This window comes from Flavobacterium sp. P3_A6, from assembly GCF_056403035.1.
On sequence record NZ_JBFUGG010000035.1, the window covers coordinates 17,041 to 30,927 of the forward strand.

At 33.3% G+C, this 13,887-nt stretch carries 10 protein-coding genes; 8 read left to right on the forward strand and 2 right to left on the reverse strand.

Annotation, left to right across the window (positions count from 1 at the left end; genetic code table 11):
• Positions 1-20: 20 nt before the first annotated feature.
• On the reverse strand, positions 21-1,721 hold the full coding sequence (gene gldJ, locus AC1DVP_RS20585) for a gliding motility lipoprotein GldJ (RefSeq protein ID WP_477185343.1): 1,701 nt from the start codon (positions 1,719-1,721) through the stop codon (positions 21-23).
• A 213-nt stretch (positions 1,722-1,934) separates the two neighbouring features.
• Between gldJ and porU the strand changes: the two genes are divergently transcribed.
• The 5 genes from porU to AC1DVP_RS20610 all read left to right on the forward strand — a co-directional run bounded on the left by porU (position 1,935) and on the right by AC1DVP_RS20610 (position 10,398).
• Positions 1,935-5,762, forward strand: a complete 3,828-nt coding sequence (porU, locus tag AC1DVP_RS20590; RefSeq protein WP_477185344.1) for a type IX secretion system sortase PorU — start codon at positions 1,935-1,937, stop codon at positions 5,760-5,762.
• Between the two features lie 40 nt (positions 5,763-5,802).
• On the forward strand, positions 5,803-6,966 hold the full coding sequence (gene porV, locus AC1DVP_RS20595; RefSeq protein WP_477185345.1) for a type IX secretion system outer membrane channel protein PorV: 1,164 nt from the start codon (positions 5,803-5,805) through the stop codon (positions 6,964-6,966).
• Between the two features lie 122 nt (positions 6,967-7,088).
• Positions 7,089-7,598, forward strand: coding sequence for a cytidine deaminase (cdd, locus tag AC1DVP_RS20600; protein WP_477185352.1), 510 nt, complete (start codon positions 7,089-7,091; stop codon positions 7,596-7,598).
• 162 nt (positions 7,599-7,760) lie between these two features.
• Complete coding sequence (gene pdhA, locus AC1DVP_RS20605) at positions 7,761-8,759, forward strand: pyruvate dehydrogenase (acetyl-transferring) E1 component subunit alpha (RefSeq protein WP_477185346.1); 999 nt, start codon at positions 7,761-7,763, stop codon at positions 8,757-8,759.
• Positions 8,760-8,766: 7 nt separating this feature from the next.
• Complete coding sequence (locus tag AC1DVP_RS20610) at positions 8,767-10,398, forward strand: dihydrolipoamide acetyltransferase family protein (protein ID WP_477185347.1); 1,632 nt, start codon at positions 8,767-8,769, stop codon at positions 10,396-10,398.
• 297 nt (positions 10,399-10,695) lie between these two features.
• On the opposite strand, the gene AC1DVP_RS20615 is transcribed toward AC1DVP_RS20610, so the two are convergent.
• The gene (locus AC1DVP_RS20615) at positions 10,696-11,268 is read right to left on the reverse strand and encodes a Crp/Fnr family transcriptional regulator (protein ID WP_477185348.1); all 573 of its coding nucleotides are present in this window, start codon (positions 11,266-11,268) and stop codon (positions 10,696-10,698) included.
• Positions 11,269-11,507: 239 nt separating this feature from the next.
• Between AC1DVP_RS20615 and AC1DVP_RS20620 the strand changes: the two genes are divergently transcribed.
• The 3 genes from AC1DVP_RS20620 to AC1DVP_RS20630 all read left to right on the forward strand — a co-directional run bounded on the left by AC1DVP_RS20620 (position 11,508) and on the right by AC1DVP_RS20630 (position 13,735).
• Positions 11,508-12,632 (forward strand): pectate lyase family protein, encoded by a 1,125-nt coding sequence (locus AC1DVP_RS20620; protein ID WP_477185349.1) that lies wholly within the window; start codon positions 11,508-11,510, stop codon positions 12,630-12,632.
• A gap of 130 nt (positions 12,633-12,762) precedes the next feature.
• Positions 12,763-13,263, forward strand: coding sequence for a transposase (locus AC1DVP_RS20625; RefSeq protein ID WP_477185350.1), 501 nt, complete (start codon positions 12,763-12,765; stop codon positions 13,261-13,263).
• A gap of 346 nt (positions 13,264-13,609) precedes the next feature.
• Positions 13,610-13,735, forward strand: a complete 126-nt coding sequence (locus AC1DVP_RS20630) for a transposase (protein WP_477185353.1) — start codon at positions 13,610-13,612, stop codon at positions 13,733-13,735.
• Positions 13,736-13,887 lie beyond the last annotated feature (152 nt).

Below are 13,887 nucleotides of genomic sequence, written 5' to 3' on the forward strand. Positions count from 1 at the left end.
TTGGTATTATCTAAAAAAAATTAATTTCTTGGTGTTCTTTTTGTATTTGTTTTAGAACCTACTCTAGACATAGCACATCTGAATCCGATGTAATCTGTTGCCATATCTTGCGGGAAGAATCTTCTTTGTGCTGGATCTAACCAATAAGCTCTATCTCTCCAAGAACCGCCTTTGTATACACGAACAGCATCATTTATCAAAGTAGTTCTCTTGTTAGACTTATCGTATTTTCTTTCCATATTCCCTAAACTGTCAATTTTTACATTTTGTTTAGGTGAATTATACATGATTTCTTTATCAGACTTCTTTCCGGCATCAGCATCTGTACTGGCAAACTTATAATATTTACTAGATTGCTTATCACCATCTCTGTAATTGATGTTATCGCTAGTACTGAAATTTTGTCTCAAATAAGTTTCATTATCATCAACAGGCACTTGTGCTATTTCACCTGGTAAAAACTTAGGAACCAATTTACCATTGCTTAAAGTATCATAAACAATATCTTTATTCGTGATAATTTCAATTTTTCCATCTTTACCAATTTTATTTTTGGTATAAACATTTCCTCTGAAATAATTGAAATCATTAGTTTCTACGTCAACTATAGGTCTGTAAACATCAGCTACCCATTCTGCCACGTTACCAGCCATATCGTATAAACCAAAGTCATTTGCCGGATATTTTTTAACCTCATTTGTAATATCTGCTCCATCATCAGACCAACCTGCGATTCCACCGTAATCACCATTACCCTGTTTGAAATTGGCTAATTGGAAACCTTTATTAGATCTTTTTCCTGAACGTGTATAGCTACCAGACCAAGGATATTTCTTTTGTCCTTTATAGATATTATACTCTCTTTGTCCTACATCAGCAGCCGCTGCGTATTCCCACTCAGCTTCAGTTGGCAGTCTGTATTCTGGCAATAGAATCCCTGAAGATCTTTGTGCATAAACATTTTTCTCTTCAACAACATTTCCATTTTTATCTGGTTTTGGTGCTTTTTTACGAGCTCCTCTCCCTTTCAAAAGAATCTCTTCATTTCCGCCATAAGTCGATGTTGGAGAAGCCAAATAAGTTTCAGTATTAAAATTGCTTTCAGCAGATACATCTAATGTTTTGGCATTTTTCTTTAAATATCCATTTTTTTCAAGTACAGCTTCGTTTACACGATCTGTTCTCCATTTGCTAAATTCAACCGCTTGAACCCAATTTACCCCTACAACAGGATAATTAGCATAAGCAGGATGTCTCAAATAGTTATTGGTCATTGTTTCATTATATCCCAATCTATTTCTCCAAACAAGTGTGTCCGGTGAAGCTCCTTCATAAATATTTTTATAATTTTCTTCTGTTGGAGGATACACTTTTTTCAACCACTCAAGATATTCAAGATACATTAAGTTAGTCACCTCTGTCTCGTCCATATAAAAAGACATAACATGTTGCTGACTTGGCACATTATTCCAATCATGCATCACATCGTCTTGAACTAGTCCTTTTGTAAAAGTTCCGCCTTCGACAAACACCAATCCTGGGCCAGTTTCTTGTGGTTTACCAGCTGTTCCTTTAGCAAAGCCTCCTTTAGAACTGCTTACATTCCAACCTGTACCTCTTGATGCACTGTCGGATTTAGATTTTTTGCTACAACTAGCTAATCCTAATATTAATGCAAGGGATAGCATTATTTTTAACGGAATAGTCTTATTTACTCTCATAGTTTCTGGTAGGTAATTATTAAAATTTAGGTAGTGCAATGTAATAATTAAAATTAAACTGCAAAACCCTTTTTAATTTAATTTTTAACGATTTTTTAGACATAATTAAAACGCAAAAATATATTTTTTATTACACAAAACAAGGAAAAAGACTTTTAAAATTTTTTATTTACTTTTATCAATTATTTACACTACAAATCGTTATCAGTCTCTATGAGAAATCTAGTCTTTTACTTCACCCTACTTCTCCCCATAATAACATTTTCTCAAATTAAAGACAATGTTGTTATAGACTGGATAGAAAACAGCACTGCATCACCTACTTATAACAAATCACAAGTACCAGTTTTTAAAGGAAATAGCTACTTTTATGACAGCTTTAATCAAGTACTCTATTATAATTTAGATCTAAATAACAATACTGATTTAGACGCAAAAAACATTCAAATTACTAATGTAATTTATGAGTCAATGACAGCCTCTTTCATTGGAAATTTAAATCCTGCAATTATTCCTCTCACGATAAAAACAAACCTTTACAGCACAAAATCGAGAAACAAAATTCAAAATTTTCTAAATATTTCTCCAATAATTAAAGACAATTCGGGGTATAAAAGAATAAAATCTTTCTCTTACAGCATTAATAATGGCTCTGCAAAAAAAATCGCCTCAATTAAAAACAGCACCGGCCTTACCAATTCGGTTTTAAGCTCTGGAGATTGGTATCGATTTTATGTCGAAAAATCGGGAGTTTATAAAATTTCAAAAGATTTTCTGCAACAGCTGGGATTAAATTTAAACGGAATTAATCCAAAAAAAATAAAAATTTACGGCAACGGCGGCAAAATGCTTCCTTTGGCAAATAACGGCTATTATCCAACCGATTTAACCGAAAATGCTATTCAAATTCAAGGAGAAGGCGATGGCGTTTTCAATTCTGAGGATTATATTTTATTTTATGGACAAGGAACTTCAAATTGGAACGAAGAAAGCCAAACCAATCTTAATTTATACGATACAAAATCCTATTATTACATAACAGTACAGGGAGATGATGGAAAAAGAATTTTGGATATGCCACAACCAACTGCTCCGAGCATTATTTCTCTAACATCATATGATGACCAGCAATTTCATGAGGTTGATCAAACGAATATCGCCCAATTAGGCCGGCAGTGGGTTGGAGAATCATTCGAAATTAATGACACACAAGAATTCTCATTTGATTTCCCAAATATTGATTCTTCGATTCCTGTAAATTTAAATGTTTATTTATCATCTGCTGCTTATACTCCCACTTCTTTTAAAGTTGCCGCCAATGGGCAGGATATTGGTTCTGTTTCATTTGCTTCATTGAATACAAGCTCAGAAATACAATATTTCAACAATAAACTAACTAACACTGCATTTACAGGCACTTCAAATATAAAAATCAAATTAACCTATAATAACAATGGTGTTCCTGGTTCTAAAGGTTTTTTGGATTTCATCCAATTAAAAGCAAAAAGCAAACTGCAGGGATTTGGAAAACAATTCCATTTTCAATATGATTTAGCCAATTCAAGTCTTGGCGTGATTGCTTATAATTTCACAAACGCTTCTTCTATTTCTCAAATTTGGAATATAACTGACATTTATAATATAACAAAAGCAGAAAACAATACTGGAAATGCATTTTCATTTAAAGCAAATCTTGGAGAACTTCAAAAATATATTGCTATTGATCCAAATGACTACTATATCCCTCTAAAGGAAAGTAAATCTAAAATAGCCAACACCAATATAAAAGGTACAGTATTCAAAAACACCCAAGGGCAGTTTCAGGACATCGATTATATAATTATTACACCTGAATTCTTAAGAATTCAAGCAGAAAAATTAGCAGGTTTTCATCGGGTAAATTCTAATTTAAATGTAAAAGTTCTTACTCTAGAATCTATTTATCAAGAATTTGCTTCAGGAAAACAAGATATTGCCGCAATCCGAAACTGTATTAAATACATTTACGATAATGCTTCTTCTAGCGACAAAAAAGTACGATATCTAAATCTCTTTGGAGATGCCTCTTTTGATTATAAAAACAGAATAACTAACAACAATAACATCGTCCCGATTTATGAAGCCTTAATCAGTAACACCATCGGAGAAGCTTCTTTTGCATCTGATGATTTTTATGGATTAATGGACGATACCGAAGGAAATATCACAAACAATTATGGAGGTTCTGATATAGCCGTTGGCCGAATGTTAGTTAGCAATACCGTTCAAGCCGATGAAATGGTCAACAAAATTATCGAATATTACAGCAAAAAGGCTTACGGTTCATGGAGAAATAATTATGTAACCCTTGCAGATGATTCTGACAAATCTACAGATGCCACTTTGCAGTCAAGACAAAATACTTTAGCTGACGAAATTGAAGTTCAAAAACCATTTTTGAATGTATCTAAAATATTTTTAGATTCTTATACGCAAGAAGCCTCTGCCGGCGGTGAAAGATATCCTAAAGCCAAATCCGATTTTTTTAACGAATTTGAAAAAGGAGCATTAGTTTTCAATTATTTAGGACATGGCGGAGAAGATGGTTTGTCAAGTGAACGAATTTGGGACAAAACTGACAGTCAAAGTCTAAGCAATCAATACAGATATCCTTTATTCATTACCATAACCTGTGAGTTTTCCCGTTTTGACAACCCCACGAGGCCCACTGCTGGAGAATATATTTATTGGAATTCAAAAGGAGGCGCAATCTCACTAATTTCAACTATTAGAGAAATTGGGCAGTTCAGCGCTGAAAATTTTAATGATGTTTTTGCAAAAAATCTTTTTACCTATGGTTCAAGCCAATATGTCTCTATTGCTGAAGCTTTAAGGATATCTAAAAATGAAAACCCAAATGCTGCAACAAATGTGGTTCTATATATAGGTGATCCCGCATTATTTCTTGCCATTCCAAAACCTAAAGTAATACTCACAAAAGTAAACGACATCCCTGTCAATCAATCGATCCCCGATTTTAAATCATTAGCAAAAATGAAAATATCAGGAGAAATAACAGATGAAAACAATATTCCAATTACAAATTATAATGGTTCTCTGTCAGCAGTCTTATTTGATAAAAAAATAACGAAAAGAACTTTAAACAATGACGGATATAGCCCAGCAATAAACTTCACAGCATTAGGTGAAGCTATTTTCAGAGGAAATGCATCAGTAACTAATGGACAATTTGAATGCAGTTTTATAGTCCCCAAAGATATCCGTATTCCTTTAGACAATGGAAAAATAAGTTTTTATGCTCAAAAAAATCAATTATTGGAAGATGTAACCGGATATGATACAACAATAAAAGTAGGCGGAATAAATGAAAATGCTGTAGCAGACAATAATAGCCCAAAAGTGAAGTTATATATGAATGATGAAACTTTTGTTTCTGGAGGCATAACCAATGAATCTCCCGTTTTTATTGCTTATATGGAGGATGAAAGCGGCATAAATACCGCAGGAGGAATAGGTCATGATATAATTGCTGTATTAGATGGAGATGTAAGTAATCCTATTATATTGAATGACTATTATCAAACAGAACTGGACAGCTATATTGCTGGTAATTTACATTTTCCGCTAAGAAATTTAAAAACTGGTCTTCATACAATTACATTTACTGTTTGGGATGTTTATAATAATGCCACAACTTCCGAAATACAATTTTTAGTGGTTGGCAACGAAACAGTAACATTAACAAATGTATTAAATTACCCAAATCCATGTGTAAATTATACAGAGTTTTGGTTTACCCATAATAAACCAAATGAGCCATTAGAAGTACAAATTCAAGTATTGACAATTACTGGAAAAGTAGTTTGGACAAAAAATCAAACTATTACAACATCCGGTTTTTTATCGCGAGAAATAACATGGGACACTCGAGATGATTTTGGAAATAGAATTGGTAAAGGAGTTTATGTTTATAAACTCACAGTAAAAGCAACCTTATCTAATAAGAAAGTCGAAAAGATTGAAAAACTTGTTATTCTTTAATAATATAGTATATTTATGCCAATTTAATTTTTTTTTAATAATGAAAAAAACGTCTTTATTAATTGTATTTTTATATATTTTTAATTTCACGCATGCACAGGAAAGGCCAATTACAGTAGCAGTTCCTTTTCTTTTAGTAGCCGCAGATGCTAGAGCCGCTGGTATGGCCGACAACGGAGTATCATCCTCTCCAGATGCCTTTTCCCAGCAATGGAATCCATCCAAATATGCCTTTGCCACCGATCAGCAAGGCTTTTCAGTAAGCTACACTCCTTATTTAACAGACTTAGTGAATGATATTTCATTAGCGCAGTTAACTTATTACAATAAGTACAGCGACAAAAGTGCATTTGCTGCTAGTTTTCGTTATTTTGGTTTAGGAGATATTGAATTAAGAAATGATTTTGACAGTCCTGTTGTTGTGGTTTCTCCAAATGAGTTTGCGTTTGATTTATCGTATTCTTTAAAATTGAGTGAAAAATTCTCAATGGCAGTTGGAGGGCGGTTCATTAATTCTAATCTTAAAGTAGCTACAGACAATAATGACGCTTCATCTTCAAGCAGTTTTGCTGTCGATGTTTCCGGGTTTTATCAGTCTGAAGAAATTGCTTATAGCGATTTTAACGGAAGGTGGAGAGCAGGATTTAATTTTCAGAATATGGGGCCTAAAATGAGCTATGATAATGACGATATAAATGCCAATTTTCTGCCTGCAAATATGAAACTTGGAGGAGGTTTTGATTTCATTCTGGATGAATACAGCACAATTGGTGTTAATTTGGAATTTAGTAAATTAATGGTTCCAACCCCTCAAAATTCCGATTTAAATGGTGATGGAACAGTTACAACGGAAGAAGCTCAACAAAATAATGATGCATATCAGAATATAGGATGGTTCTCAGGAATGTTTCAGTCATTTACCGATGCACCAAAAGGATTTAGCGAAGAACTGAAAGAAGTTACTTACTCTATTGGATCCGAATATATTTATCAAGATGCTTTTTCATTTCGCGCTGGATATTTTCATGAAAGTCCAGATAAAGGAGCAAGAGAATTTTTCTCACTTGGAGCAGGCTTTAAATACAGTACTGTAAAAATAGATGTTTCTTACCTGTTCTCTACATCCAAAGTACAAAACCCTTTAGAAAACACTTTACGTTTCTCTTTATCATTCAATTTTGGAGAAAAATATGAAAACTATTAGTATAAATTTGAATAGTTAAAAAACCAAAAAATCCAAACTTCATTATTTTGAAGTTGGATTTTTTTAGTTTTTAATTGACAGATAATTTGCTGTAGCAAAAATCACAAAATTCTATTCTGATTATACAGAATCATTTAAACAATATTCGAATGAAAGAAATAACAATTACTTCAAAAATTAATATTTTTGAATCCATTCAGGAATTACCTCAAACGGAACAAAATTTAATGAAAAAAGCTATTGAAATTAGGAAAAAAGCTTATGCTCCCTATTCTAAATTCAGAGTTGGAGTAGCTATTTTGTTAGACAACGGCGAAATAGTAGTAGGTTCCAATCAAGAAAATGCTGCATATCCTTCGGGACTTTGTGCAGAAAGAGTAGCTATATTTCATGCTGGATCTGTGTATCCTGAAGCTGCTATATTAAAAATAGTAATTACCGCAGCTTCAGACAACAATTCTACAACAATTCCTGTTCCTCCATGCGGAGCCTGCAGACAATCAATTGCCGAATATGAAATTCGTCAGAACACCCCCATAAAAATATATTACATGGGTGAAACAGGAGAGATTCATCAATCGGAATCCCTAAAAAATTTACTTCCTTTTATATTTGATAACAAATTACTTTAAAAAAGAACTAAAAATTAGCTTTTAAATTTTAGTTCTTAGTAGGAATGTCTTATTTTTGCATCCCGACCCCTTTGGGGCGCAAATTTGTGGTGAGGAAACTATTTTGCGTTACTAGGTCATAATTGATAAAACAATAACACTTAAGCAAAAGAATTATTTCAGATGAAAGAAGTTACAAAAGAAGTTTATTTAAAGTGGTATGAAGACATGCTGCTTTGGAGAAAGTTTGAAGACAAACTTGCAGCATTATACATTCAGCAAAAAGTTAGAGGTTTTCTACACTTATATAATGGTCAAGAGGCAGTTTTAGCAGGAGCTTTGCATGCTATGGACTTGACAAAAGACAAAATGATTACTGCATACAGAAATCACGTTCAGCCAATTGGCATGGGTGTTGATCCAAGACGTGTAATGGCCGAACTTTTAGGAAAAGCAACTGGAACATCTAAGGGAATGGGTGGATCAATGCATATCTTTTCTAAAGAACACCGTTTTTATGGCGGACATGGAATTGTAGGAGGTCAAATTCCATTAGGAGCAGGTTTAGCATTTGGAGACAAATACAATGAAACTGGCGGAGTTACTATGACATATTTTGGAGATGGAGCCGCGCGTCAAGGTTCATTACACGAAGCTTTTAACATGGCAATGTTATGGAAACTTCCTGTAGTTTTCATAGTGGAAAATAATGGATATGCGATGGGAACTTCTGTTGAAAGAACAGCAAACCATACTGATATTTGGAAGCTAGGTTTAGGATACGAAATGCCATGCGGACCAGTTGACGGAATGAATCCTGTAAAAGTTGCTGAGGCAATGACAGAAGCAATTGACAGAGCGAGACGTGGTGATGGACCTACATTTCTTGAAATGAAAACATACCGTTACAGAGGACATTCTATGTCTGATGCACAATTATACCGTTCAAAAGAAGAGGTTGAAGAATACAAAAAAATAGATCCAATCACCCAAGTTTTAGATGTGATTCTAGATCAAAAATACGCTACAGAAGAAGAAATCGAAGTAATTGATCAAAGAGTAAAAGATAAAGTTGAAGAATGCGTTCAATTTGCTGAAGAGTCTCCTTACCCAGAAATCCAACAATTATACGATGTAGTGTACGACCAAGAAAACTATCCATTCACACCTCATAAATTATAAATCAATTATGGCAACAATTGTAACAATGCCTCGCTTGAGCGATACTATGACAGAAGGAACGGTAGCGGCTTGGCTTAAAAAAGTAGGCGACAAAATAAGCGAAGGTGATATCTTAGCAGAAATTGAAACCGACAAAGCAACAATGGAATTTGAATCCTTCAATGAAGGAACGCTTTTATATATTGGAATCCCAGAAGGTGAAACAGCTCCCGTAGATTCTTTATTAGCAATTATTGGAAAAGAAGGTGAAGATGTTTCAGCTTTAATTGCCGGAGGAGCAACTGCACCAGTGGCAGCAGACTCAACACCTGCACCTACTGAAGTAAAACCTGCCGAAGCAACACCATCTGCACCAGCAGCATCCCTGCCAAAAGGAGTTATTGTAGTAACAATGCCCCGTTTGAGTGATACTATGACCGAAGGAACAGTAGCTTCTTGGTTGAAAAAAGTAGGGGACTCAGTTGCTGAAGGTGATATACTTGCAGAAATCGAAACTGATAAAGCAACAATGGAATTTGAATCTTTCAATGAAGGAACTTTGCTATTCATTGGAATCCAAAAAGGAAATACTGCTCCGGTAGACAGTCTTTTAGCTATCATAGGCCCTGCTGGAACCGACATTAGCGGAATCGCAGAAAACTATAAAGCAGGCGGAGTAGCTCCAGCAACAACTGTAGCCAAAGAAGAAACAAAAGCTCTTGTTGCCGAAAATTCAGCACCAGTAGCTGAAACAGTTAATGATGGAAAAAGAATTTTGGCATCACCATTAGCTAAAAAAATAGCAAGTGACAAAGGAATTCAATTAACACAAGTAAAAGGATCAGGTGAAAACGGACGTATCGTAAAAAGCGATATTGAAAACTTCACACCAGTTGCTACTGTTGCTAGCACTAGTGTAACAAAAACATCAGAAACCGCAAAAGTAGAAGCTCCAAAAGTTTTTGTACCAGCAGGAGAAGTTTTTACAGAAGAAATCAAAAATTCGCAAATGCGTAAAATCATTGCGAAACGTTTGGCTGAATCATTGTTTACTGCACCTCATTACAATCTTGTAATTGAAGTTGCGATGGACGATGCAATGCAATCAAGAACTGTTATTAATTCAGTTCCAGATACTAAAGTATCTTTCAATGATATGGTAATCAAAGCTTGTGCTTTGGCATTGAAAAAACACCCAAAAATCAACTCTCAATGGAAAGAAGATGCCATCATCATCAATCACCATGTAAATATTGGTGTAGCTGTAGCTGTTGAAGATGGATTAGTAGTTCCTGTACTAAAATTCACAGATGCAATGAGTCTTTCTCAAATTGGCGCTAGCGTAAGAGATCTTGCGGGTAGAGCTAAAAACAAAAAACTTGGACCACAAGAAATGGAAGGAAGTACTTTTACTGTTTCTAACTTAGGAATGTTTGGTATAACTGAATTCAATTCTATCATCAACCAGCCAAATTCTGCTATCTTATCAGTAGGAGCTATTGTTGAGAAACCAGTAGTAAAAAACGGACAGATTGTAGTCGGAAACACAATGATGCTTTCATTGGCTTGTGACCACCGTACAATTGATGGCGCAACTGGGGCACAGTTTTTACAGACATTAAAACAATACATAGAAAATCCTGTAACTATGCTTGCTTAATACCAAGTTAGTCTATAATAGAATCCCGTTTTGAGTAAATCAGAACGGGATTTTTTAGTTTTAAAAAAATTGCTAAAACAAAATAAAATAATTCTAGATTATTCTTCTTTAATACACTTTATAGTAAAAAATATTATTTAAAACTTCATCTCTTCTTACGTCTGCAAACACTTGAAACATTCTTGTATTCCAATGATACAATTCAAAAATTAATCCTTATTCTTTTTCTCAATTCAATGAGAAAATATATTTAGTGTAATCGATAAGATTCTGTCAAAAAAATCAATCGGTTTTATTTTAAATAAAATTTTTCTTTATTTTTGACAAGAACTCATGCGAAACACCAAGATAAGACGATAAATTTTTGTTGTTGATTTTATGACTTTTGTGGGGGTATTTTTTTATAAAATCTGCATATCGTTGTTTAGATGTTTTGTTTAGCACATCCAGAAGCCTTTCTTGCATAGCGATATTAGTTCGTTCAACCATTAAGGTATGAAATTGAATCAATTTTGGAACTTGCTGGAATAAGAAAGTTTTATTCGCTTTGTTGATAACCAATATGTCACTATCTTCCAGCGCTTTTATGTTGTATTTGGCCGGCTTTTGATAGTAAAAGCTTTCAATATCTGAGAGCCAATCATTTTCAAATGCAAAAAACAGAACGCTTTCCGCCCCATCTTCTTTTAATATATAAATTTTAAAAGATCCTTTCAAAATAAAACCTTCATATTTACTGCTAGAATCTTGAATTTGTAAAAACTCATTTTTCTTCAATTTAATAAATTCAGTTTTCTCAATTATTGTTTTCCACTCACTGTTTGTAAGTGGAATTTTATATTCTATATTTTGCCTTAGTAATTCGTACATGTCATTGGGGTTTTATATGTGCTTAAATTTTTCTAAGATTTACTATACATTTTGTGCGCAAAAAAATGTAATCGATTGCGCTAAAGTATGAAAAATTATAATGCTCATAAAAATATTGTTAATAAAAAATTAAATCTAGAATTTTTTTTACAAAAAAATTGAACTTGTTCAATCTTTTTATAGTAAACTTTTAACAAATTTGCAATGTTATAAATAACATTAACCATAAAAAAAAATATATGAAATCTAAATTATCAATGCTTTTGGTTGCCATTTTTTTTAGTTTTGCAAGTTGCACAAATGAAGATCTTAACAAAACCGAAAATGATCAAACTAGTATTACCAACAATGAAGAAGTGACAATTCAAAAAGGTTCATCTGCAAAAGTTGGGATTTGTTCTCAAGTTCCAGGATGGGCATCACAAAATGGAGGAACAACTGGAGGGGGAAGTTCTGCTGAAACTGTAGTAACTACTTATGCACAATTAAAATCGGCAATTGAGAACAGTGCCGTAAAAGTGATTAAAGTTTCGGGTACAATTACAATTCCAGCAACTTCTACGGGAAGATTAGCGTTTCAGGATCAATCTGGAAAAACAATATATGGCGCTAGTGGTGCTAAAATTGTTTCTACCGATCAAACGAAAGCAAATTCTGGTATCATTTACATTAAAAGATGTACCAATATCATTATTAGAAATTTAATTTTCGAAGGACCAGGTGCCTATGATACTGATGGTTGGGATAATGTAACTTTAGACAATTGCCAAAACGTATGGGTGGATCATTGTGAATTTAGAGACGGTGTCGACGGTAATTTTGACATAAAAAACATGTCGGATTATGTTACGGTTTCGTACACAAAGTTTACCTATCTTAAGGCTCCAAAAGCTGGCGGTTCGGGAGGATCAGATGATCACAGGTACACCAATTTAATTGGTTCTAGTGATGGTGCAACTGGAGACCGTGGAAAATTAAGAATTACATTTGCTCGTTGTTGGTGGGCTAGTGGATGTAGAGAAAGAATGCCAAGAGTGCGTTTTGGGAAAATACACATTATAAACAGCTATTTTAACAGTTCTGTTAGTAACAAATGTATTGCTGCTGGTTTTGAAGCAAACATTCGTGTAACAAGTAATGTTTTTGAAAACGTAAACGAGCCGATTAGCTTAATGACAGGTTTAACTGCTATTACTGTTGAGAGCAATAATATTTTTACAAATATTACTGGAAATAAAACAGGAAGTGGTACTGCTTTTACACCTCCTTATACAATTGCAACACTTGCAGCATCAGCGGTTAAAGCAGATGTTTCTGGTGGTGCAGGTGCTACGTTCACGGGTAATACTTGTGGTTCATTTTAATTATTTTTAAATTTAGAGTATACTAAAGTCAACTTAACAACATTTAGAAATATAAAATAGCCTGATTAATTTCAGGTTATTTTTTTCAATAATTAGACTAATGCATAAATCTAATTTTATGTATTAGCACATGGCAAAATCAAAAAGCTTATCAGTAAAAGAAAGTAAAGTTGAACTTAAGAAATTATCGAGACAACAACCTATTCACTTAAGGAATCGTGTTCAGATGTTATTGGTTCTTAAACGCAGTGAGCATTCATTGAGTAAGAATGAACTTTCGAATATTTTAAAAATAAATCACAATACCGCTCAAAAATGGAGACAAACATATTGCGAGAAAGGTATTGATGCACTATTATCAGATGGTAGAGTTGGTTTTAAACCATCAATTATCAACAAGGAGATGCACCAAGCTATTGAACAAAGACTAACTTCTCCTAAAGAAGCATTTACTTCTTATATAGATTTAATTAATCGGATTGTGGAAAATTACCTCCCTGAGGGTATAAATTATCATACCGTAAATAAATATGTAAAAAGACATTTTGGCACCAAGTTAAAAGTAGCACGTAAAAGTCATTCAAAAAAAGATGAAAATGCCGTACAAGCTTTTAAAAAAACTTCAAAATAATTTTAAAAAACACTTTAAGATATCCTGAAGAAATATATACTTCTTTTAGTATTTATGTACAAGATGAAAGCCGTTTCGGATTATTTACCAGTAATGGAAAGGCATTAACGGCAAGAGGTGTAAAACCGATTTGCACTTATTAAAACATATTCAAATCCACTTATATTTTTGGCGCATTTTCTCTAATAAATGGAGACAGTTTGGTTATGAAATTACCACAATGCAATGGACAAAATTTTCAAATATTTTTAAGTGAACTCTCATGTGAGAATCCCAACGAGTTTAAGGAATCATTTTAGATAATGGTGCTTTCCATAAAAGGAAATCTCTTGAAATACCAAAAAATATTGTATTAGTTTTTCTTCCACCATATTCTCCAGAACTTAATCCCGCAGAACTTGTCTGGCTTAACATGAAAAGAAAATTAACAAATAAATCTTTAAAACAATGGATGATCTTAAATTGGAATTAAATCAAATTGTAAAAACAATGATTACATAATCTTTTATAAAGAAACTCTGTTGGTTTAGTTATTTTTATGCTTAAATTAGACTAATTAATATGTCTAAATGATATTAGTTTAGCATGTAATCAGCTATCAAATTAGGTTTTGGTGGCTTTTTT

Excerpts from the sequence above, each read along its gene's own strand:
- porU (WP_477185344.1), top strand. The coding sequence starts at position 1,935 with ATGAGAAATCTAGTCTTTTACTTCACCCTACTTCTCCCCATAATAACA.
- porV (WP_477185345.1), top strand. The coding sequence starts at position 5,803 with ATGAAAAAAACGTCTTTATTAATTGTATTTTTATATATTTTTAATTTC.
- gldJ (WP_477185343.1), bottom strand. The coding sequence starts at position 1,721 with ATGAGAGTAAATAAGACTATTCCGTTAAAAATAATGCTATCCCTTGCA.
- pdhA (WP_477185346.1), top strand. The coding sequence starts at position 7,761 with ATGAAAGAAGTTACAAAAGAAGTTTATTTAAAGTGGTATGAAGACATG.
- AC1DVP_RS20625 (WP_477185350.1), top strand. The coding sequence starts at position 12,763 with ATGGCAAAATCAAAAAGCTTATCAGTAAAAGAAAGTAAAGTTGAACTT.
- AC1DVP_RS20615 (WP_477185348.1), bottom strand. The coding sequence starts at position 11,268 with ATGTACGAATTACTAAGGCAAAATATAGAATATAAAATTCCACTTACA.
- AC1DVP_RS20620 (WP_477185349.1), top strand. The coding sequence starts at position 11,508 with ATGAAATCTAAATTATCAATGCTTTTGGTTGCCATTTTTTTTAGTTTT.
- AC1DVP_RS20610 (WP_477185347.1), top strand. The coding sequence starts at position 8,767 with ATGGCAACAATTGTAACAATGCCTCGCTTGAGCGATACTATGACAGAA.